This is a genomic window from Streptomyces sp. NPDC001219, from assembly GCF_053597915.1.
Genome location: NZ_JBSFJF010000024.1, coordinates 80,387 through 101,143, shown reverse-complemented (window position 1 = coordinate 101,143; position 20,757 = coordinate 80,387). Strand labels below are relative to the sequence as shown.

At 71.8% G+C, this 20,757-nt stretch carries 20 protein-coding genes; 13 read left to right on the top strand and 7 right to left on the bottom strand.

Going from position 1 to position 20,757, the window contains the following annotated elements:
- Positions 1-76 precede the first annotated feature (76 nt).
- Positions 77-877 (bottom strand): IclR family transcriptional regulator, encoded by an 801-nt coding sequence (locus ACWC9R_RS18150; RefSeq protein ID WP_362613374.1) that lies wholly within the window; start codon positions 875-877, stop codon positions 77-79.
- A gap of 267 nt (positions 878-1,144) precedes the next feature.
- On the opposite strand from ACWC9R_RS18150, the gene ACWC9R_RS18145 reads away from it, so the two are divergent.
- The 3 genes from ACWC9R_RS18145 to allB all read left to right on the top strand — a co-directional run bounded on the left by ACWC9R_RS18145 (position 1,145) and on the right by allB (position 5,054).
- Complete coding sequence (locus tag ACWC9R_RS18145; RefSeq protein WP_450732650.1) at positions 1,145-1,933, top strand: aspartate/glutamate racemase family protein; 789 nt, start codon at positions 1,145-1,147, stop codon at positions 1,931-1,933.
- A gap of 42 nt (positions 1,934-1,975) precedes the next feature.
- On the top strand, positions 1,976-3,523 hold the full coding sequence (locus ACWC9R_RS18140) for an NCS1 family nucleobase:cation symporter-1 (protein ID WP_450732649.1): 1,548 nt from the start codon (positions 1,976-1,978) through the stop codon (positions 3,521-3,523).
- A gap of 157 nt (positions 3,524-3,680) precedes the next feature.
- Entirely contained in the window at positions 3,681-5,054 is a 1,374-nt protein-coding gene (allB, locus tag ACWC9R_RS18135) for an allantoinase AllB (protein ID WP_450732647.1), read from the top strand.
- Between the two features lie 59 nt (positions 5,055-5,113).
- Here the strand turns inward: allB and ACWC9R_RS18130 are convergent, their stop codons facing one another.
- From ACWC9R_RS18130 to ACWC9R_RS18110, 5 genes are all read right to left on the bottom strand, one after another.
- Positions 5,114-5,794, bottom strand: a complete 681-nt coding sequence (locus ACWC9R_RS18130; RefSeq protein WP_450732646.1) for a thiaminase II/PqqC family protein — start codon at positions 5,792-5,794, stop codon at positions 5,114-5,116.
- A 200-nt stretch (positions 5,795-5,994) separates the two neighbouring features.
- Positions 5,995-8,676, bottom strand: coding sequence for a beta-N-acetylglucosaminidase domain-containing protein (locus ACWC9R_RS18125; protein ID WP_450732645.1), 2,682 nt, complete (start codon positions 8,674-8,676; stop codon positions 5,995-5,997).
- Between the two features lie 154 nt (positions 8,677-8,830).
- Positions 8,831-9,019, bottom strand: a complete 189-nt coding sequence (locus ACWC9R_RS18120) for a DUF6126 family protein (protein WP_450732644.1) — start codon at positions 9,017-9,019, stop codon at positions 8,831-8,833.
- A gap of 35 nt (positions 9,020-9,054) precedes the next feature.
- Positions 9,055-9,684: a helix-turn-helix domain-containing protein gene (locus tag ACWC9R_RS18115; RefSeq protein WP_362613386.1), complete on the bottom strand. Its 630-nt coding sequence runs from the start codon at positions 9,682-9,684 to the stop codon at positions 9,055-9,057.
- A gap of 73 nt (positions 9,685-9,757) precedes the next feature.
- On the bottom strand, positions 9,758-10,522 hold the full coding sequence (locus tag ACWC9R_RS18110) for a YqjF family protein (protein WP_450732643.1): 765 nt from the start codon (positions 10,520-10,522) through the stop codon (positions 9,758-9,760).
- Between the two features lie 154 nt (positions 10,523-10,676).
- Here ACWC9R_RS18110 and ACWC9R_RS18105 point away from each other — a divergent pair, with 154 nt between their 5' ends.
- From ACWC9R_RS18105 to ACWC9R_RS18090, 4 genes are all read left to right on the top strand, one after another.
- The gene (locus tag ACWC9R_RS18105; RefSeq protein ID WP_450732642.1) at positions 10,677-11,126 is read left to right on the top strand and encodes a ribonuclease domain-containing protein; all 450 of its coding nucleotides are present in this window, start codon (positions 10,677-10,679) and stop codon (positions 11,124-11,126) included.
- Positions 11,127-11,563: 437 nt separating this feature from the next.
- Positions 11,564-12,223 carry a bifunctional 4-hydroxy-2-oxoglutarate aldolase/2-dehydro-3-deoxy-phosphogluconate aldolase gene (locus tag ACWC9R_RS18100; protein WP_450732641.1) on the top strand — a complete coding sequence of 220 codons (660 nt, stop codon included), beginning with the start codon at positions 11,564-11,566 and terminating at the stop codon, positions 12,221-12,223.
- 226 nt (positions 12,224-12,449) lie between these two features.
- Entirely contained in the window at positions 12,450-13,277 is an 828-nt protein-coding gene (locus tag ACWC9R_RS18095; protein ID WP_450732640.1) for a transporter substrate-binding domain-containing protein, read from the top strand.
- Between the two features lie 86 nt (positions 13,278-13,363).
- Positions 13,364-13,822 carry a PaaI family thioesterase gene (locus tag ACWC9R_RS18090; RefSeq protein WP_450732639.1) on the top strand — a complete coding sequence of 153 codons (459 nt, stop codon included), beginning with the start codon at positions 13,364-13,366 and terminating at the stop codon, positions 13,820-13,822.
- Positions 13,823-13,837: 15 nt separating this feature from the next.
- On the opposite strand, the gene ACWC9R_RS18085 is transcribed toward ACWC9R_RS18090, so the two are convergent.
- Positions 13,838-14,230, bottom strand: coding sequence for a VOC family protein (locus ACWC9R_RS18085; protein ID WP_450732638.1), 393 nt, complete (start codon positions 14,228-14,230; stop codon positions 13,838-13,840).
- A 231-nt stretch (positions 14,231-14,461) separates the two neighbouring features.
- Here ACWC9R_RS18085 and ACWC9R_RS18080 point away from each other — a divergent pair, with 231 nt between their 5' ends.
- From ACWC9R_RS18080 to ACWC9R_RS18055, 6 genes are all read left to right on the top strand, one after another.
- Positions 14,462-15,238, top strand: a complete 777-nt coding sequence (locus tag ACWC9R_RS18080; RefSeq protein ID WP_362613403.1) for a GntR family transcriptional regulator — start codon at positions 14,462-14,464, stop codon at positions 15,236-15,238.
- Between the two features lie 546 nt (positions 15,239-15,784).
- Positions 15,785-16,798 carry a sugar ABC transporter substrate-binding protein gene (locus ACWC9R_RS18075; RefSeq protein ID WP_450732637.1) on the top strand — a complete coding sequence of 338 codons (1,014 nt, stop codon included), beginning with the start codon at positions 15,785-15,787 and terminating at the stop codon, positions 16,796-16,798.
- Positions 16,795-17,865: an ABC transporter permease gene (locus tag ACWC9R_RS18070; RefSeq protein ID WP_450732636.1), complete on the top strand. Its 1,071-nt coding sequence runs from the start codon at positions 16,795-16,797 to the stop codon at positions 17,863-17,865. The genes ACWC9R_RS18075 and ACWC9R_RS18070 overlap by 4 nt, the downstream gene beginning before the upstream one ends.
- Positions 17,862-18,671 (top strand): ATP-binding cassette domain-containing protein, encoded by an 810-nt coding sequence (locus tag ACWC9R_RS18065; protein ID WP_450732634.1) that lies wholly within the window; start codon positions 17,862-17,864, stop codon positions 18,669-18,671. The genes ACWC9R_RS18070 and ACWC9R_RS18065 overlap by 4 nt, the downstream gene beginning before the upstream one ends.
- A 229-nt stretch (positions 18,672-18,900) precedes the next feature.
- Entirely contained in the window at positions 18,901-20,022 is a 1,122-nt protein-coding gene (locus ACWC9R_RS18060) for an ROK family glucokinase (protein WP_450732633.1), read from the top strand.
- A complete protein-coding gene (locus ACWC9R_RS18055) occupies positions 20,019-20,591 on the top strand; it encodes a hypothetical protein (RefSeq protein ID WP_450732631.1) in 573 nt (190 codons plus the stop codon). Before ACWC9R_RS18060 ends, ACWC9R_RS18055 begins: the two co-directional genes overlap by 4 nt.
- Positions 20,592-20,757: the final 166 nt, after the last annotated feature.

Here is a 20,757-nt window from a genome sequence, read left to right as displayed (position 1 = left end):
TACGCAGCCAGCCAGCCAGCCAGCCAGCCAGCCAGTCCGTCAGCCAGCCCGCTCGCGCGGGCCCTGTCGGGTCCCGTTACGCCGGCGTCTGATTCGCGAGCGCCACCGACAGCTGCGCCGCGACGTCCTGCAGCACCGGCACGATCTTGTCCGTCGACGCCTCGGTCACCCGGCCGGTGGGGCCGGAGATGGAGATCGCCGCCGAGGTGGGGGAGTTGGGCACCGGCACCGCCAGGCAGCGGACGCCGATCTCCTGCTCGTTGTCGTCGACGGCGTAGCCGAGGCGGCGGACCTCGGCGAGCGCTTCGAGGAAGCGGTCCGGGTCGGTGATCGTCTTCTCGGTCGCGGCGGGCATGCCCGTACGGCCGAGCAGGGCGCGGACCTCTTCCGGGGCGTGGTGGGCCAGCAGGGCCTTGCCGACGCCCGTGGAGTGCGGCAGTACCCGTCGCCCGACCTCGGTGAACATCCGTACCGCGTGCCGGGACGGTACCTGGGCGACGTAGACGATCTCGTCGCCGTCGAGCAGCGCCATGTTGGCGGTCTCGCCGGTCTCCTCGACCAGCCGGGCCAGGAACGGCCGGGCCCAGGTGCCCAGCAGGCGTGAGGAGCTCTCGCCGAGCCGGATCAGCCGGGGGCCCAGTGCGTAGCGGCGGTTGGGCTGCTGGCGGACGTAGCCGCAGGCGACGAGCGTGCGCATCAGGCGGTGGATGGTGGGGAGCGGCAGCCCGCTGCTGGTGGAGAGTTCGCTCAGGCCGACCTCGCCTCCGGCGTCGGCCATCCGCTCCAGCAGGTCGAAGGCGCGCTCAAGGGACTGGACGCCGCCGCTGGCGCCTGGCTTGGCTTCGGAGGCGGAGGTGCTGGCGCTGGACGGCGGCACGGAGCGTTCCTTTCGGGGCGGGTCAGACCGGTCTCGGCCGGGTGTGCGGGCGCCGGGCCCGACCGGAGCAGCCTACCGGTCCCCTTTCGCCGGCACACGGACTCTCGCACACTCGTTCGTGCCGGTCAGGCCTGCTTTGTCGCGCGGGGTGCGCCGCCGCGCGGTCACCTAGGCGCGATCCCTTGACGGTGCCAGTGGCCGTAGCTACGTTCTGCTGCGCGAAACATACTGTCCATTCTGTGGAATCCTCCAAATTGCTGGAGCGTCATGCGCCTTCTCGTCATGAACCCGAACACCACGGCTTCCATGACCGCTTCGATCCGCGCCACCGCCACCGCGGCCGCCGCCCCGGGCACCGAGATCATCGCCACCGAACCCCTGTGGGGGCCCGAGTCCATCGAGGGCCACTTCGAGGGCTATCTCAGTGCCGCGGCCGTCCTGGACCGGCTCGCCACCCTCGACCTGTCCTACGACGCGCTGGTCATGGCCGGATTCGGGGAGCCGGGCCGGGAGGGCGCCCAGGAGCTGCTGGACGTCCCCGTCCTGGACATCACCGAGAGCGCCGCCCAGATGGCGATGATGCTCGGCCACGCCTACGGCATCGTCACCACCCTCGACCGTGCCGTACCGCAGATCCGCGACCGGCTGCTGACCGCGGGACTGCTCCAGCGCTGCGCCGCGGTCCGGGGCACCGGCCTCGGCGTCCTGGAGCTGGAGGAGGACGCCGGGCGCACCGTCGAGGTGATCATCGACGCCGCTCGTGACGCCGTCCGGGCCGGCGCCGAGGTGATCTGTCTGGGTTGCGGCGGCATGGCCGGGCTCCAGGAGGAGGTCGCCGCGGCGCTGGGGGTGCCGGTGGTGGACGGTGTCGCCGCGGCGGTGAAGTTCGCGGAGGCGGTCGTCGGCCTCGGGCTCACCACCAGTACGGAGCGCAGCTTCGCCCCGCCCCGTCCGAAGGTCATCGGTTCCTGGCCGCTGAGCGCCCATCTCTCCCCGGGGCGCGTTCAGGGCTCCCCACGGGGCGCCGCATTTTCCGCACAGACATCAGGCATCTGACAACTGATCCCCTAAGCTCACCCCATTCGCCCGGGAGGACCCGTGACCACACGCCCGAAGTCCCCGCAGCCCGACCCGCGCCTCTTCAACGAGGACCTCGCACCGGCCCCTGAGCGCACCTGGGGCACGTACAGCATCTTCGCGCTGTGGATGTCCGACACCCACGCGATCAGCAACTACGCCTTCGCCTCCAGCCTGTTCGTGCTGGGCCTGCCGGCCTGGGAGGTGTTCGTCGCGCTGCTGGCCGGCATCTCGATCGTCCACTGGCTGATGAACCGCATGGGGCACGCCGGGCACCGGACCGGGGTGCCCTATCCGGTGCTCGCCCGTGCCAGCTGGGGCGTCTACGGCGCCAACATCCCCGCGCTGCTGCGCGCGGTCATGGCCGTGGCCTGGTACGGCATCCAGACCTGGCTGGCCTCGACCGCCGTGGTCCTGCTGACCCTCCAGCTCGCGCCGGGGCTGGAGGTCTACCACCACAACTCCGTGCTGGGGCTGTCCACCCTGGGCTGGGTCGCCTTCATGGTGATGTGGGGGCTGCAGGCCGTCCTGCTGACCCGTGGGATGGAGTTCATCCGCAAGGTCCAGGACTTCGCGACCGGTCCGGTGGTCTGGCTCGTGGTGCTCGCGCTCGCGGTGTACCTGGTTGTCAAGGCCGGCGGTGACATCTCGCTGACCCGCAGCCTCACCGGTCTCAGCGGTTCCGAGCAGCTCCGGCAGAGCCTCATCGCCGTCAGTCTGACCGTGGCCACCTTCCTGACCCTGGTCCTCAACTACGCGGACTTCGCGCGCTTCACGCCCGACCACCGCTCCTACCGGCGCGGCAACCTGCTCGGGCTGCCGCTGAACTTCACCGCCTTCGCGATGGTCGCCGTGCTGGTCACCGCGGGCACCATCTCGGTCTTCGGGGAGGCGATCTACGACCCGGTGAAGGTGATCCAGAAGATCGACAACCCGGTGGTCACGGTGATCGGCGCGCTGGCCTTCATCGTCGCCACCATCGGCATCAACGTCGTCGCCAACTTCGTCTCGCCCGCCTACGACTTCGCCAACCTCGCGCCGAAGTACCTGAACTTCCGGCGCGGCGGCATGATCACCGCGGTGCTGGCCGTCGTCGTCCTGCCCTGGAAGCTGTACTCCTCGGCGCTGGTGATCCAGTACTTCCTGGGGGGACTGGGTGCCTTCCTCGGGCCCCTGGTGGCGATTCTGCTCGTCGACTACTACCTGGTGCGCCGGGGGCGGATCGATGTCGACGCGCTGTTCTCGGCCGATGCCCGCGGTGCGTACTTCTACCGCCACGGCTACAACCCGAAGGCCGTGGTGGCCTTCCTGCCCGCCGCCGCGGTCTCCGCCGCGCTCGCCCTGGTGCCGGCCTTCGGTGTGGTGGCGCCGTTCTCCTGGATCTTCGGAATGGGGCTGGCCGGCGTGCTCTATGTCCTGGTGTCGGGCCGGGACCGGTCCGCCGCGGGTACCGCTCCGGTTCCGGACGAGATCGTCCCGTCGCAGGTCAGCGCCGCGGCGGCGGGCGAGTCGGCGGGGTCGAGGGATGCCGGGGCGGTCGCGCTGCCGGTCCCGGCCGAGGGGTCTTGACGGGCCGGGGCCCGGAGTGAAGACTCATTCAACAGATTGTTGAATCCATGGATCGTCCCGCGTGCCGGGCGCGTTCCGGGTGCCGCGACCGCCGTGCGCGGCCGTGCACCCCACCCGCCCGCACGCCACGATGAGAACAGCCACGAGGAGGGACCGGGTGTCCGAAACAGAGCTGGTGCTGCGCTCCCGGCGCGTCGTCACCCCACAGGGCACGCGCGCCGCGTCCGTCGCCGTCCAGGACGGCAGGATCGCCGCGGTGCTGCCGTATGACGCCCAGGTCCCGGCCGGGGCGCGGGTCGAGGACTTCGGGGACGACGTCCTGCTGCCCGGCCTCGTCGACACCCACGTCCACGTCAACGACCCCGGCCGCACCGAGTGGGAGGGCTTCTGGACGGCCACCCGCGCGGCCGCGGCCGGCGGCATCACCACCCTCGTGGACATGCCGCTCAACAGCCTCCCGCCCACGACCACCACGGCGCATCTCGACACCAAGCGCGAGGTGGCCCGCGGCAAGGCGCATATCGACGTCGGCTTCTGGGGCGGGGCCATCCCCGGCAACGTCAAGGATCTGCGCCCGCTGCACGACGCCGGGGTCTTCGGCTTCAAGTGCTTCCTGTCGCCGTCCGGCGTGGACGAGTTCCCCGAGGTCGACCAGGAGCAACTGGCCGCCGCCCTCGGCGAGATCGCGGGCTTCGGCGGCCTGCTGATCGTGCACGCCGAGGACCCGGGCCACCTGGACGCGGCACCCCCGCCGCACGGCCCCAAGTACGCCGACTTCCTCGCCTCCCGCCCGCGCATCTCCGAGAACGACGCCATCGCCGGGCTGATCGTGCTCGCCCAGCGGCTCGATGCCAGGGTCCACGTCCTGCACCTGTCCTCCAGCGACGCGCTGCCGCTGATCGCCGCCGCCAAACGCGAGGGCGTCCGGATCACCGTCGAGTCCTGCCCGCACTTCCTGACCCTGACCGCCGAGGAAGTCCCGGACGGCGCCACGGAGTTCAAGTGCTGCCCGCCGATCCGCGAGGCGGCCAACCAGGACGCGCTGTGGGAGGGCCTGGCCGACGGCACCCTCGACTGCATCGTCTCCGACCACTCGCCGTCCACCGCCGACCTCAAGACCGCTGACTTCGGCGCGGCCTGGGGCGGCATCTCCTCCCTCCAGCTCGGCCTGCCCGCCATCTGGACCGAGGCCCGCGAGCGCGGCCACACCCTCGACGACGTGGTGCGCTGGATGGCCACCGCACCGGCGGCGCTGGTCGGCCTCGACCGGAAGGGGGCCATCGAGCCCGGCCGGGACGCGGACTTCGCGGTGCTCGCCCCCGAGGAGACCTTCACCGTCGACCCGCGGGCCCTCCAGCACCGCAACAAGATCACCGCCTACGCCGGAAAGACCCTGTACGGCGTCGTACGGTCCACCTGGCTGCGCGGCCGCCGGATCAACGACGGCAGCACCCTCACCGAGCCCACCGGCGAACTGCTCGAACGGCCCACGGACGGCGCACGCCGACCGGGCGCCCGCCCCACGGGCTGAGCGGCGGACCTGCCGCCCCGGTGGTGCCGGCCGTGTTCCGCCGGCACCACCGGGCCGGGTCATCCGGCGACGGAGTCCCAGAACATCAGCTCGTACGCCTGGAGGAGACGGCCGTAGCGATGCGCCGTGGCCGGCCGCGCCTGTCCGGTGTCGAGGCCGTGCTGCACGGCCGCGCGGGCCCTCTCCTCGACGGCCGGCGCCGGCTCGGCGAAGAACCCGAAGAAGGCGCACGCCGCCTCCGGGAAGCCGTAGTGGTCCCGCATCGCCGTGCCGACGACGGTGCAGTAGCCGCCCCAGGCCGCGAAGTTGGCGGTCAGCGCGATCGCCACGTCGGCCGGGTCGCCGCTCAGCGCGAGCCGCGCCGCATAGGACGGGTACGCCTGACAGCCGGGCCGCGGCCGGTACTCCGCGATCTCCCGCGCGGTCAGCTCACAGGCGTCCGCCAGCCCGGCCAGCCGCTTCAGCGCCAGCGTCTCGCCCTGGGCGAGCAGGTCGTAGAAGTCGGCGACGGGCGGGTCACCGTCGGCGCGCCGCGCCAGATGCTGGAAGCTGACCCGGTCGGCGGCGACGACCTGGTGCTGTTCGAGGGCGAGGGTGGCGAACACGGTGCGCGGCGCCGCGCCCGCCTCGATCTGCGCGACGAGCGGGTTGGCGGCGGAGTCCGGGGCGAGCGCGCGGACCGCGTCGTCCAGGACGGCGGCCGCGGTCGGGCGGGGGGCATCGGGAGCGGTTCGGGCCATGGGTCTCCTCCGGGGCGAGGGCGGTGGCCGGCACCTCAGATTAGGGCGCGGAACGGCCGCCGTGGGGGAGATGACGCGACGCCGGCCGGCGAACCGTCGCCCGTCGGACAGCGGAGCGCGGCACCTCGCGTACGGCCCTTCCCCTCGGTGCGCTTCCGCCGCTCGGCGCACCCTCCTCCCTCGGGGACACCCCCACCCCCTCAGCGCACCACCACCTCATGGACCACGGGCGCCGCCGTCCCGTCCCGCCACACCAGCCGGACGCCCCCGACCGGGCCGCCGCCCGCCGCGAGCCGCGTATACGCGCCGGACAGCGCGCCGAGCGTGCGCCAGGCGCCACCCGTACGGACCTCGACGGTGGCCGCCCCGGCCGGTGCGCCGGATGGCCGCAGCACGACCACGGAACGCGCCGCGCGGGGCGCCTCGGGCGTGAACTCCAGCGTCTCGCCGGGCTGCGTGGCCCGCGCCGCGCGGTAGACGGTGGCCGGATCACCGTCCGCCGCCGACCGCAGCGCACCGCCCTCCGCCGCGGGCGGCCCGCCGGCCACCGTCACCGTCTCGCCCCCGGCCACCCCGAACTCCCGCACCACCAGCCAGTTGTCCTGGGCCTGTGTGGCCCGCGCGCGGACGTAGCGGGCCCGCGCCCCGGCCGGCGGCTCGGCGCGCACCTCGGGCTTCCCGTCGAACGCGGCCAGCCGCTGCCACCTCGTGCCGTCCGAGGAGTACTCCAGGACGCCGTGCCGCAGATAGTCGTCCGGGCTGCCGCTCTTGCCCATCGCCAGGGTGACGGTGCCCAAGAGCCGCTCGGCTCGCAGGTCCAGCGCCACGAAGGAACCGGCCCGGGGCCCCGCGCCGCTCCAGAAGTACGTGGCGTCCTCACCATCGGTCATCCGGGAGACCGCGTTGTCCTGGTAGACGGAGAGGTCCGTCGACCCCTTGGGGCGGCCGGTGATCCCCAGCGCCCTGTCATGGGCGGCCACCGCGTCCTCGACGAAGGTGTCCAGCACCCCGTCCGCCACCCGCACCGGAATCCGCTTCCCGGCCATGTCCACATACACGTACGAGGTGGCCGTCCGCACCAACTCCGGTATCCGCTGCCGTAGTTGCCAGGTCAGCGCGTCCTCGCCCGCCCGCGTGGCCACGGTCAGCCGCAGCGCGGTACGCGCCGCGACGCCCCAGGCCCGGGTCGCGTCCAGCCACGGCGCGCTGTCCGCGACGAAACCCCGGTCGGCGAGCCGGTCGCGCAGTACCTCCGGCGCCTCCTGGAGGGTCCGCAGCGCCTCATCGAGCCGCCGCGCCTCCCCGCCCTTCCCGAACTCCTCGATGGCGGCGGCCAGTTCGGGAGCCGGCCGCGGATTCAGCGACGAGGAGTAGTGGGCGTCCGCGAAGGCCCGCAGCGCCCGTGCCGTACGGGCATCCCCACCGGCCAGCTCCGCGATCGCCCCGCCCCAGGACGACCGGGCGTCATACGCCGTGTCGTTCCACGCGTAGTCCGCCACCGTGTACAGCGCGAGCTTGGACGCCGCGGGCTGGATCATCGGGTTCGCGGTGATCCCGGCCAGCTGCCCCGGCAGCCCCTTCTCCCGGCCGTTGAAGGGCCCGAGCAGCAGCCGGCTGGTCACATAGTCATTGACCGGATAGTTGTCCCACGTCAGAATCCGGTGCCCGAAGACCTCCCGGGCCCGCTTCGCCTGGGCGACGGTCATCGTCGGCGCGACCACCCCCACCCCCGTCCACTCCACCAGCACATCCTTGTCCAGCCGCGTGGCCAGCGCCTTCTTGTACGGCGACGGCTGCACGTCGTAGTACTCGGTGGGCACCATCTGTAGCGGCTCGGCCCCCGGATGCCCGGCGATGAACTCCTGGTTGACGCGGTTGAGCAGATGCGCCTGCGCGGCGCCCGCCGCCGCGCCGCCGGTGCCGAACCGGTCCTTGTCCGCCGCGCAGTTCCAGTCCGTGTAGCTGATGTCGTCCAAGGGCACCGCGAAGGTCCGTACACCGATGTCCCACAACGTCGCGAACTTGGCGGTCAGCGCCCGGAGGTCCGCGTCGGAGCTGTAGCAGACCGACAGCCCCGGGGAGAGCGCGTAGGCGAACTCCACATGCCGCTCCCGCGCCCGGTCCACCAGCTCCCCGATCCGCGCCAGCTGCTCCGCGGGGTACGGGTCCCGCCACTTCTCCCGCAGATAGGCGTCATCCTTCGGCGAGTAGACGTAGAGGTTCATCTTGTGCGCACCGTAGAAGTCGAGCTGGTCGAGCCGGGCCCGGTGGGACCACGGGGTGCCGTAGAACCCCTCGATGACGCCGCGCAGCGGGGTGGCCGGCCAGTCCCGAACGACGGTGCCCCGCACCTGGGCGCCCGGCCGCTGTGCGTGCGGCAGGAGTTGCCGCAGCGTCTGCGCCGCGTAGTAGGTGCCGGCGGCGTCCTTGCCGGACAGCGCGATCCGCCCGTCACCGATGGCCAGCGCATACCCCTCGGCGGGCAGCCCGCCGGTGCCCCGCGCGCCCAGCCGGGCCAGCATCCGCGCCGCGCCCGCACCGCCCACATACACCGCCAACTGTCCCTCGTCCGGCGTGTGTTCGGACCGCAGGACGCGCTGCGCACCGGCGTCCTTCAGCGCCTTCCCGACCACGGCCAGCGCCGGTGCGTCGGTGTGCGGCCCGGCGACGACGGTCACCGACGGGGTGATGCCGGCCCGGTCGGAGCGGTTCACGACGGACCGGGGCGTGGGGGAGACGGCAGCGGCGGCTCCGGGGGTCTCCCGGGTGCCGTCCCCTCCGGCCTTCGCTCCGGCGCCCGGTGGCGCCGCCATGCCCGTCAGGGGAAGCACGGCCAGGGCCATGGCCAGCGCGGTCGCCACCGGGGTGCGCGTACGGTGCATCCTTCGGTCCTCCTCGGCGCGGCGAGGTTCCGGGACGGACGTCGTACGACCTCGCCGCGCCAGCAGGCTTCACCTGGCTGCCACACCGGGGCAATGGACTTTCGGGCCGAACGGATGGACCCTGCTGCCCCGCGTCACCCCTGCGGGCCGCCCGCTACCGGGAGTTCGCGGCGATCACCACCAGGCTCATCATCGCCAGCAGCACATGCGTCGCGATGACGTAGATGAACACCCGCACATACAGCCCGCGCGGCGGCTTGTTCTCGACGTACTTCCGTACGGGCGCCGCCCCGGCGAGCGGCTCCGGTGCCGGGGGAGTGGCGGGCATGGTCTGATCGGGCACGACGGTGGGTCCTTCCCTGAGGGCGGCGCCGGGGTTCACAGCCCGCGGCGCCTGGTGTCGTCGCCGCCGAGGCACAGCTCGGCGGCCCCGCTCTGCAGCAGCGTGTGGACGAACAGCAGCTCCACGCCGCCCGGCGAGGCGGCGGCGATCCGGTGCGGGGTCAGCGAGTCGAAGTGCGCCGCGTCCCCCGGCTCCAGCACCTGCACGGCCCCGCCGAGCGTCAGCCGCAGCCGCCCCTCCAGGACGTACAGCCACTCCTCGCCCGGATGGACCCGCACCAGATCGCCCTGCGACCGCTGCGGCACCCGCAGCCGCAGCGCCTGCATCGCCCGCCCGGCGCCGCCCACGGTCCAGTACGTCCAGCCCCCGGCCTCCGAGGCCTCCGCCCGCCCGGCCCGCACGATCGGGTCCCGCTCCGCGGCGGTCTCGCCGAGGAGGTCGGATACCGTGGTCCCGTACGTACGGGCCAGCGCCAGCAGCATCGGCAGCGAAGGCTGACGCTGACCGGTCTCCAGCCGTGACAGATGCGCGGGCGACAGCCCCACCAGCCGGGCCGCGGCCTCCAGCGTGAAACCACCGCGCCGCCGCAGATCCCGCAGGCGCGGTGCGACGGTGAACAGCTCATCCGGCGAAGCGCCGGTGGGCTCGTCGGGGAGCTCGGTCATATCCCCGGTATAGCGACCTTTCACCTCTCGGGCAAAAGATTTGCCTCAGAGGCAAAGGAGTCGTGGGTGAGCGTCAAGCGCTGTCCGCGCGGCCGGGCCGGGCCGGGCGTCCGAAGCGGACGGCGACGCCTGGCGAGTAGAGCACGCTCGCCGGTGTCCCGTTCTGTTCGGGCAGTCCGGCGGCCGTCACCAGGCTCTCCTGGCATTCGAGCAGTTCGGCGCGGTGCAGCGGCCACCTCGGGTGGGTGTTCCGCAAGTACACCGGCTGTCCGAAGAGGCTGTTGTGCATGCCCCAGCGCGCGGTCAGGAAGTGCTCGAGTGCGGTGGGTTCCTCGATCCGTTCGCCGAGCCGTATCGTCACCCTGCTGTGCGCGCCGCGCGGTCCGGGCCAGCGGCGGCGGCTGTGGTAGCTGATGGTGTCGGCATCGCGGCTGACGGACATCCGGGACCACAGATACGGCAGCCGGAAGAAGGTCCGTGCGATCGCGACGGGGATGAGGCGGGAGGCGTCGAGCGAGCGAAAGGCGACGCCCCGGCGCCCGTGGGCGTCCACGGTGTACAGGCGCACGTTCGTCTCCGGGAAGGTGCCCAGGTACGGCACGCCGGGCAGCCGGAACCATCCGACGCGATGCATACGGAAGGCGACCAGACCGACGTAGGTGGCGCCCTCGAACGTGTCGGGGACCGTACCCGCCGGCAGGAGCGGACTGACCTCGGCCGGGTCAACGGCCCAGTGCACAAAGGCCAGATCCAGCCACGACTGGGTGAGGAGAGGCCGTGGCGTCCCGTGCGCGGGTTCCGGCAGCACGGGTTCCGGGGGGAGGGACGTGGTCGACACGTCGGCAGCATCGCATACGGCCTCTGCGCCGCTCCGAGGGGCCCGGGATATGCGGAAATTTGGGGCAGTTGGTGGGGTGGGCTTGTGAACTCCCGGAAAACTTAGGGCGGTTGGGATTGACAGGGGCACGTCTACGCGCGTCATTCTGGAGGGTATGAGAATCCCCCCACGGATCACCAAGTTCGGCGCCGTCGGCGCCCTCGCTTCGGCCCTTCTCATCGGCGGAACCACGGTCTCCGCCACCCCCGCCGTCGCCACGACGCACGCGCCCGCCTCGTACGCCGCGTCGGCGCACGTCACGTCCGTGCACGTGCAGGACGTCGGCAAGGTCTGCTACTCCAAGCTGCCTTCGCAGGCGCACGACACCCTCGACCTGATCGAGAAGGGCGGGCCCTACCCGTATCCGAAGGACGGCACGGTCTTCGACAACCGGGAGGGCATCCTCCCGTCCCAGAGCGACGGCTACTACCACGAGTACACCGTCGTCACTCCGGGCTCGCCCGACCGCGGTGCGCGGCGCATCGTGGCCGGCGAGAAGAAGCAAGAGGACTACTACACCGCCGACCACTACAAGACCTTCGATCTCGTCGACCGCGGCTGCTGAAGCCGACGGGCGAGCGGCCGGCGGTCCGGATGGCCGGCCGGCCGTCATGACAACAGGACATCAGGGGTGACGGGCCGAGCGGCCCGTGACCGGAAACCGCGGCGGCCGGGGTGTGCACACACCCCGGCCGCCGCCGTGCTGTGCGCCCGTGCAATGGGCCGGTGCCGCGAGCCTGTTCCGTGCGCCCCCTCCGACCTGCCGCTTCCCTCGATTCCCGGCCCATTCTCGGCAGAAGGGGCGCACGGGGCGCACCCCCGAGAGAGGATTGTCAGTGGCTCCCGGTAGCGTTTCGGTGAAAACGAGGAGCGGGCGGGCATCAGCGGAAAAAGACCATGTGAGGTCAGCTGCTGCGGCACGCCCCGGAAAATGCCGTATCCGCTGTAGGCCATGGCGAGGCGGCATGGAGCGTCGGAGACAAGGAAGGACGGCGAACTGCCGTGTATCGCTGGGAAATCACCCGGGCCGCACTGGCGCAGCGTGTTTTCGCCATCGTCCGCAGCCGGACCTATGACGAGGCCAGCGCCACCGCCGACACCCTGCTGTCGGCGGGCATCACCAGCCTGGAGATATCCCTCACCACCCCCTTCGCCCTGGAAGCGGTCACCACGCTCACCCGCGAGCTGGGCGACGACGCGGTCATCGGCGCCGGCACGGTCCTTGACGCGGCATCGGCCCGGATGGCGGTCGACGCGGGCGCCCGTTTCCTGGTCTCGCCGAGCCTCGACGCCGAGGTGATCCGTACGGGCCACCGCTACGGCATCCCGGTCTTCCCCGGGGTGTCGACCCCGACCGAGGTGGTCCGCGGTCTGGAGCTGGGGGCGGACGCGCTCAAGCTGTTCCCCGCCTCGGCACACGACCCGTCCTGGCTGGCGGAGGTGCGTGCCTCACTGCCGCAGGTGCCGCTGCTGCCGACGGGCGGGGTGACGGTCGACAGCGCGCCGGAGTGGATCGCCGCGGGGGCCGTCGCGGTCGGCATGGGCGCGGCCCTCTCCGACGGCGACCGCGACACCGTCGCCAAGCGCGCCGCCGACCTCCTCACCCGCCTCGAAGAGGCCGCCCCGGACCGTCTGATGGGCCCGGACGCCGCGGACTTCTGAGCGGGGTGCGGGGAACGGCGTCGCGCTGCGAGGGGCGGCGTCGCGCTGCGGGGAGGGATGTCGTCGTGCGGGAGGGCTGAGGCCGGGGCCGGTGCGCCGCCGCCGGGGTCCCCCGGCCGTCCGTCCCGCTGGGCGGGCAGGGGGTTCACCGGCACCGCGGGCTCTGCCACCCTGAGCGCTTCGCTCATGCGCCATGCCGCCGCGTACCGGAGTCCCAGGAGCCCCTATGAAGCGCGCCGTTGCCCTCTCCGCCCTCGCCTGTCTGCTCGCCGTCACCGCGGCCGCCCCGGCGGCCTCGGACACGCCCGCCGGGGTGCGTGAAGCCGCCTCCGCCGGCACCGGAAAGACCTCGGCCCTCGACGCCGTCCCCCGGCGCGGGGTGCTGCGCGTCTGCACCACCGGTGACTACCGGCCCTTCAGCCACCGCGATCCCGCGACCGGCACCTACCGCGGTGTGGACATCGAGATGGCCCGGGACCTCGCCAAGAGCCTGGATGCCAGGCCGCGTTACGTGGCCACGACCTGGGCCGGTCTCGTCGGCGACCTGTCGGCCGGCCGCTGTGACATCGCCATGGGCGGGGTCTCGGTCACCCTCCCGCGTGCCCGCTCCGTGTACTTCAGCGAACCCACCCGCACCGACGGCAAGACCCCCATCGTGCGCTGCACGGACAAGGACAGGTATCAGACCCTGGCACAGATCGACCGGCCCGGCACCCGCGTCATCGTCAACCCGGGCGGCACCAACGAGGAGTTCGCGCGCGCCCGTATCCACCGGGCAACCCTCACGGTCCACCGGGACAACACCACGATCTTCGACGAGATCATCGCGAGCCGCGCCGACGTGATGATGACCGACGCCAGCGAGACCCGCTACCAGGCCAAGATCCACCCCGAGCTGTGCTCGCTCCACCCGGACAAGCCCTTCACCTTCTCCGAGAAGGCCTACGCCCTGCCCCGCGGCGACGAGGAGTTCAGGGCGTACGTGGACCAGTGGGTACACCTGGCCACCCACGACGGGACGTACCGGAAGTACGAGGAAGCGTGGATGAAGTAGCGGGCCGGTGGCCGCGTACCGTATTGGAGAGTCGGCTCTAATAGCGGGGCGGGCGGCCGGACGCAGGGCGAGAAGCGGAGGACGAGATGGCCGGTGCGGGGCAGGCGAGTGCGGTGTTCGATCTCGCTGAGGTGCAACGGGCGCTGGAGGCGCAGCCGTTCAGCAGGCTGGTGCAGGCGCGGATCACGGAGTTCGGGGAGGGTGCGGCGACGCTGGAGATCGATATCCGCGAGGAACTCCTCCAGCAGCACGGCTTCGTGCACGGCGGGGTGCTGTCGTACGCCGCCGACAACACCCTCACCTTCGCCGCGGCCACGGCCCTGGGCCCGGCCATCGTCACCGGTGGTTTCTCCATCCAGTACGTGCGGCCGGCGCTCGGCCGGACGCTGCGGGCCCGCGCCGAGGTCGTGCAGGCCGGGCGCCGGCAGGCCGTGTGCCGCTGTGAGCTGACCGTGCTCGACGCGGAGGGCACGGAGACCGTGTGCGCGGTGGCGCAGGGGACGGCGATGACACTCAACGGGCCCGCGGGCGGCGGCGAGGGGTAGCCGGTACGCGGCGGCTCAGCCGTCGGCGGCGGCCGCGGTGCCCTCGGTGCCGTGTGCGGGGGCCCGGTGGCTGAGGACGTTGACGACCCGGCCGTTGGGGTCCTCGACGAAGAAGCGGCGGACGCCCCACTCCTCGTCCTGGAGCGGCCGGACGATCCGCGCCCCGGAGGCCAGCACGGCGGTGTAGGCGGCGTCCACGTCGTCGACCTCGATGCTCAGGTCGGGGATGACCGGGGCGGACTCGTCGTGCGTCATGAAGGTGAGCTGGGCGGTGGGGTGGGCGGGGGACGCCAGGGTCATGACCCAGCCCAGGTTCATGACCTCCTCGAACCCCAGCAGGCCGTAGAAGGCGCGGTTTCCTTCCAGGTCGTCGGAGTGGATGTCGGGGACGACGCGGCGTACGGGCATGGGGGCTCCTCCGGGGCGTGCGGTCGGCCGGTCACGGGCGGGGCCCGTCCGGTGTGCGGTCACGGCTGTCGAAGGCCGAGTATTCCGGGGTACGGGCGCGCGCACATGGCTTCGCGCCATCGGGTCCCCCGCCGGGCGGATCACCGGGGTCCCGCCCCCGTCGCCCGCCTTGTCCGGACAATGTGACCTCCGGACTTCCCGTCATCTGCCGGGGCGGATACGCTCGCGAGCGTGGGGAAACGCGAGACAGAACAAGCCCTGGGCGCCGACGGCCCCGTCCAGTTCAGCGTGGACCGGAGCAGTCCGGTCCCGTTGTACTTCCAGCTGTCCCAGCAGCTGGAGGCCGCCATCGAGCACGGGCGGCTGGCGCCCGGCAGCCTGCTCGGCAACGAGATCGAGCTGGCCGGACGGCTGGGCCTGTCCCGGCCCACGGTGCGGCAGGCGATCCAGTCGCTGGTCGACAAGGGCCTGCTGGTGCGCCGCCGCGGTATCGGCACCCAGGTCGTGCACAGCCAGGTCAAGCGCCCGCTGGAGCTGAGCAGCCTCTACGACGACCTGGAGGCGGCCGGGCAGAAGCCCGCCACCCGGGTACTGCTCAACACCACCACCGAGGCCGACGCCGAGGTCGCCGCCGCGCTGGGGATCGCCGAGGGCGCGGAGGTCGCGCTGGTCGAGCGGCTGCGGCTGGCCCACGGCGAACCCGTCGCGCACCTCCGCAACCACCTCCCCGCCGGGCTGATCCAGCTGAGGACCGCCGAGCTGGAGGAGACCGGCCTCTACCGCCTGATGCGGTCGGCCGGGATCACCCTGCACAGCGCCCGTCAGGCGGTCGGGGCCCGGGCCGCGACCGTCGAGGAGGGCGAGCGGCTGGAGGAGCCCGAGGGCGCCCCGCTGCTCACGATGCAGCGGACGACCTTCGACGACACCGGGCGAGCGGTCGAGTTCGGCTCGCATGTCTATCGCGCGTCCCGTTACGCCTTCGAGTTCCAGCTGCTGGTACGGCCCTGAGGGTGCGGTCAGGCGCGGCCGGGGCGGTTCCTCTCACGGCTGAGGGCTGCCGGGCCGTTCGTCCCGGCAGCCCCGTGAGCGCCGTCGGACGGGCCTTATCGACCGGTATGCCCTGCTGTGTGCGACCCATGCGGCCCGCCTTCGTCAGAATGTTCTGACAAAGTCTTGACGCGGCTCCGCGCGCGCCGTTACAAACTCCTCCAGCCGCATTCCGGCGGCCGGGAGAAAAGGCGGTCCCACGATGATCGGCGTGCGTACGACTGGCCCCCTCACTGCCCACCGCGTCGCCGTGCGCAGCGCGTCCGCTTTACTGGCGACCGCCCACGGACCAGAGCTGACCGCGCACACCGGGCGAGGCACCCGGTGAAGCCCCAGGGAAGACGGGACCCCATGAACCGGGACAGATCACCGGTAACGGATACTTGGCCGGCCGGGCCCGGCCGCCCGGTGCCGGCGGACGACACCACACGGCGGCCGGCGGGTCCGGCCGGACAGCGAATACAACCAACGCCGACACGGCAAGATCAGCGGGAAGGGCGAGTCCTCGTGGCACGGGTTCGGAGAAGGGGACGCGTCGTGGGCGCCGTGCTGGCGGCGGTGCTGGGCGCCTCCCTGGCGGGATGCAGCAGCACCGGAGGCCTGCGCGCCGAGCAGGAGCGCGCCGCCCAGGCGGCCGGCGGCAAGGCCGCGGTGAACACCCCCAGGTGGACCTTCGCGATGGTCACCCACTCGGGAGACGGCGACACGTTCTGGGACATCGTGCAGAACGGTGCCCAGCAGGCCGCCGTCAAGGACAACATCAAGTTCGTCTACGGGCACGACAAGGAGGCCCAGCGGCAGAGCCAGCTGGTGCAGTCCTACATCGACCAGAAGGTCGACGGGCTGATCGTCTCGCTCGCCAAGCCCGACGCCATGAAGGACGTCCTCAAGAAGGCCCGGAAGGCCGGTATCCCGGTGATCACGGTGAACTCCGGTGCCGAGGAGTCCAAGGCGTTCGGTGCGCTCAGTCACATCGGACAGGACGAGAAGGTGGCCGGCGAGGCGGTCGGCGAGGAGCTGAACAAGCGCGGCCGCAAGAAGGCCCTGTGCGTCCTGCACGAGCAGGGCAACGTCGGCCACGAGCAGCGCTGCGACGGCGCCGGGAAGACCTTCAAGGGCGACCTGCAGAAGCTGTATGTCGAGGGCACCAACATGCCCGACGTGCAGTCCTCCATCGAGTCCAAGCTCCAGTCGGACAGCTCCCTCGACGCCGTCGTCACGCTCGGCGCGCCCTTCGCCGCCACCGCCGTCAAGGCGAAGGAGCAGGCCGGCAGCAAGGCCGAGATCGACACCTTCGACCTCAACGCCCAGGTCGCGACCGGTCTCAAGGACGGCTCCCTCGGCTTCGCCGTCGACCAGCAGCCCTACCTCCAGGGCTACCAGGCCGTCGACCTGCTGTGGCTGTACAAGTACAACTCCGACGTCCTCGGCGGCGGCAAGCCGGTGCTCACCGGGCCCCAGGTGATCACCAGGAAGGACGCCGCGGCGCTGCAGGAGTACACGAAGCGGGGGACCCGATGAGCGGCACCGACGCACCACCGGTGCCGCCCGCCGGACCGGCGAAGGGCGGAGCCGACGAACGGCTGCTGCACCGCTCCCTGGCCCGCCGGCTGATGGGCCGCCCCGAACTGGGCTCCGTCGTCGGCGCCGCCGCGGTCTTCCTGTTCTTCTCGGTCGCGGCCGAGCCGTTCCTGCGGGCCTCCAGCCTGTCCACCGTGCTCTACGCGTCCTCGACGATCGGGATCATGGCCGTGCCGGTGGCGCTGCTCATGATCGGCGGGGAGTTCGACCTGTCGGCCGGTGTCATGGTCGTCAGCTCGGCGCTGATCTCGTCGATGTTCAGCTACCAGATGACCGCCAACACCTGGGTGGGTGTCGGGGTGTCGCTGCTGGTCACGCTCGCCATCGGGGTGTTCAACGGGCTCCTGCTGACCCGTACCAAGCTGCCCAGCTTCGTGATCACGCTCGGCACCTTCTTCATGCTGACCGGCCTCAACCTCGGCTTCACCAAGCTGATCAGCGGCACCGTCTCGACGAAGACCATCGCCGACATGGAGGGCTTCGACTCGGCCCGCACGGTCTTCGCCTCGCGTCTGACCCTGGGCGGCGTGGACATCCAGATCACCATCCTGTGGTGGCTGCTCCTGGTCGCGGTCGCCACCTGGATTCTGCTGCGGACCCGGGTCGGCAACTGGATCTTCGCGGTGGGCGGCAACGCGGACGCCGCACGGGCCGTGGGTGTCCCGGTCACCAAGACCAAGATCGGCCTCTACATGGGCGTCGCCTTCGCCGCCTGGGTCTCCGGACAGCACCTGCTGTTCTCGTACGACGCGATCCAGTCCGGCGACGGCGTGGGCAACGAGTTCCTCTACATCATCGCCGCGGCGGTCGGCGGCTGTCTGATGACCGGCGGCTTCGGCTCGGCGATCGGCGCGGCCGTCGGGGCCTTCATCTTCGGCATGGCCAGCAAGGGCATCGTCTACGCGCAGTGGAATCCGGACTGGTACAAGTTCTTCCTCGGCGCGATGCTGCTGCTCGCCACGCTCCTGAACGCATGGGTCCGCAAGCGGGCGGAGGAAAAGGCATGACAGCGCTGGTCGAGCTGACCGACGTCAGCAAGTACTACGGGAACGTCCGGGCCCTGGAAGGCGTCTCGCTGGAGGTGCACGCGGGCGAGATCTCCTGTGTGCTCGGCGACAACGGCGCCGGCAAGTCCACCCTCATCAAGATCATCGCCGGGCTGCACCGGCATGACGCCGGCTCCTTCACCATCGACGGCGAGGAGACCTCCCTCTCCTCCCCGCGCGAGGCCCTGGACCGCGGTATCGCCACCGTCTACCAGGACCTGGCCGTCGTGCCCCTGATGCCGGTCTGGCGGAACTTCTTCCTCGGCTCCGAGCCGACCACCGGAGTCGGCCCGTTCAAGCGGCTCGACGTCCGCACGATGCGCGAGACCACCCGCGGCGAGCTGCTGCGGATGGGCATCGACCTGCGCGACGTCGACCAGCCCATCGGCACCCTGTCGGGCGGCGAACGGCAGTGCGTCGCCATCGCCCGCGCCGTCTACTTCGGCGCCAAGGTCCTCGTCCTGGACGAGCCGACCGCGGCGCTCGGCGTCAAGCAGTCCGGTGTCGTCCTCAAGTACGTCGCGGCCGCCCGGGACGCCGGGCTCGGCGTGGTGTTGATCACCCACAACCCGCACCACGCCTATCTCGTCGGCGACCGCTTCGTGCTGCTCAAGCGGGGAACGATGGCCGGAAGTCATGCCAAATCGGAGATCGCCCTCGACGAACTGACCCGTCAAATGGCGGGCGGCAGCGAGCTGGAACAGCTCAGCCACGAGCTGGCCCGCACCGCGACCCCGGAATTCCCCGGAGGTCACCGGCCCGAGTGATCCCCACCGCGCCCCGCGCAGGCCTCCGGGCCGCGCGGGGCGCGTCACTCTCCGTCGCGGTGCGCGGGACGGTGCGGGTGATGCACAATCGCAGCGAACCAGCACATCGAGGCCCCGGCCTCCCGAGACCCGCAGGGACGAGACGACTCTTGCGAGCACGCAGCCGCCGCATGGGGGTACCACCCGCGCCCACCAGGCAGTGGGGGAGTACCAGCGAAGAGGTGGGTCGATGAGCATGTACCGGGACCGGGTACACCGTGGATCTGCGAGAGCCACCGTGCTGCGCACGGTCGGCACCCGTGAGCGGCGCTCACACCTGACCGCCCCCCGGGTGCCCACCGTCGGCATCGACATCGGCGGCACCAAGGTCATGGCGGGCGTGGTCGACGCCGACGGCACCATCCTGGAGAAGGTCCGCACCGAGACGCCGGACAAGTCCAAGAGCCCCAAGGTCGTCGAGGACACCATCACCGAGCTGGTGCTCGACCTCTCCGACCGGCACGACGTCCACGCGGTCGGTATCGGCGCGGCCGGCTGGGTCGACGCGGACCGCAGCAAGGTGCTGTTCGCACCGCATCTGAACTGGCGCAACGAGCCCCTGCGGGACCGGCTCGCCGGGCGCCTCGCGGTCCCGGTCATGGTCGACAACGACGCCAACACCGCCGCCTGGGCCGAGTGGCGCTTCGGCGCCGGCCGCGGCCAGGACCACCTCGTGATGATCACGCTCGGTACCGGCATCGGCGGCGCGATCCTGGAGGACGGCGCGGTCAAGCGCGGCAAGTACGGCGTCGCGGGTGAATTCGGTCATATGCAGGTCGTCCCCGGCGGACACCGCTGCCCGTGCGGCAACCGCGGCTGCTGGGAGCAGTACAGCTCCGGCAACGCGCTGGTGCGGGAGGCCCGCGAGCTGGCCGCCGCCGACTCCCCGGTCGCGTACAACATCATCGAGCGGGTCGGCGGCCGGATCGGCGACATCACCGGACCGCTGATCACCGAGCTGGCCCGGGAGGGCGACGCGATGTGCGTCGAGCTCCTCCAGGAGATCGGCCAGTGGCTCGGCGTCGGCATCGCCAACCTCGCCGCCGCCCTCGACCCGTCCTGCTTCGTCATCGGCGGGGGCGTCAGCGCCGCCGACGACCTGCTGATCGGCCCGGCCAGGGACGCCTTCCGGCGCCACCTCACCGGCCGCGGCTACCGCCCCGAAGCCACCCTCGCCAAGGCCCAGCTGGGCCCCGAGGCCGGGATGGTCGGCGCCGCCGATCTGGCCCGTCTGGTGGCCCGCCGCTTCCGGCGCGCCAACCGGCGGCGCGTCGAACGCTACGAACGCTACGAACGGGCCGGCCGCCGATGACCGACACCGACCTGCACACCGTGCACGACGACCCGCACCCGTCCACGCCGCCGCGCGCCAAGCGCCGCCGGCCGCTGCTGATGGCGCTGATCGTCTTCCTGCTGATCGCTATCCCGGCCGGCTACATCGTCATCTCGGCCGAGCAGAGCCGCGACAGTGGCGAGGGCAAGGAGCTGGAGGCCGCCGCCACCGGCCTGACCAACGCCTTCCCGTCCAAGGTCCAGCAGCGGATCTACAACGTCCCGGTGCCGATCGGCTCCACCCCGGTCTACTACTACGAGACCAACTCCTGGCAGACCAGCTCGCTGTTCGTGCAGTTCCGGACCAACGAGTGGGGCCTGGAGCACTACCTCGCTGCCGTCGGCACCAGCACCGACGCCCTCAAGAAGGACCAGAAGACCATCCCGCCCGACCAGGCCGCCAAGGTCGGCTGGGACCTCAACACCGACGGACCCTGGGCCGGCACGACGACCACGGACCGGTCACCGCACCCCAACCAGCGGATCATGGTCAGCTACGACGAGCCGGGGCACCCGGTGGTCTACACGGTCTCGACCGTGAAGTTCTGAACGGGGCCGGGGCCGGGGCCGGGATCGGGGCTGGGACTCGAACCGGGCCCGGCCGCCGACCGTCCGGCGTCGCTCGGCCACCGGTTCCGTGCCGCCGCGGAACCGACGCCCACGGCCCTCGTACTGGTCATGCGCCGCTTTGGCCGGAGCACAGGACCATACGAAG

Bases quoted from the DNA above. Each gene is read 5' to 3' on its own strand.
- ACWC9R_RS18145 (WP_450732650.1), top strand. From the start codon at position 1,145: ATGCGCCTTCTCGTCATGAACCCGAACACCACGGCTTCCATGACCGCT.
- ACWC9R_RS18130 (WP_450732646.1), bottom strand. From the start codon at position 5,794: ATGGCCCGAACCGCTCCCGATGCCCCCCGCCCGACCGCGGCCGCCGTC.
- ACWC9R_RS18125 (WP_450732645.1), bottom strand. From the start codon at position 8,676: ATGCACCGTACGCGCACCCCGGTGGCGACCGCGCTGGCCATGGCCCTG.
- ACWC9R_RS18115 (WP_362613386.1), bottom strand. From the start codon at position 9,684: ATGACCGAGCTCCCCGACGAGCCCACCGGCGCTTCGCCGGATGAGCTG.
- ACWC9R_RS18105 (WP_450732642.1), top strand. From the start codon at position 10,677: ATGAGAATCCCCCCACGGATCACCAAGTTCGGCGCCGTCGGCGCCCTC.
- ACWC9R_RS18095 (WP_450732640.1), top strand. From the start codon at position 12,450: ATGAAGCGCGCCGTTGCCCTCTCCGCCCTCGCCTGTCTGCTCGCCGTC.
- ACWC9R_RS18090 (WP_450732639.1), top strand. From the start codon at position 13,364: ATGGCCGGTGCGGGGCAGGCGAGTGCGGTGTTCGATCTCGCTGAGGTG.
- ACWC9R_RS18085 (WP_450732638.1), bottom strand. From the start codon at position 14,230: ATGCCCGTACGCCGCGTCGTCCCCGACATCCACTCCGACGACCTGGAA.
- ACWC9R_RS18070 (WP_450732636.1), top strand. From the start codon at position 16,795: ATGAGCGGCACCGACGCACCACCGGTGCCGCCCGCCGGACCGGCGAAG.
- ACWC9R_RS18065 (WP_450732634.1), top strand. From the start codon at position 17,862: ATGACAGCGCTGGTCGAGCTGACCGACGTCAGCAAGTACTACGGGAAC.
- ACWC9R_RS18060 (WP_450732633.1), top strand. From the start codon at position 18,901: ATGAGCATGTACCGGGACCGGGTACACCGTGGATCTGCGAGAGCCACC.
- ACWC9R_RS18055 (WP_450732631.1), top strand. From the start codon at position 20,019: ATGACCGACACCGACCTGCACACCGTGCACGACGACCCGCACCCGTCC.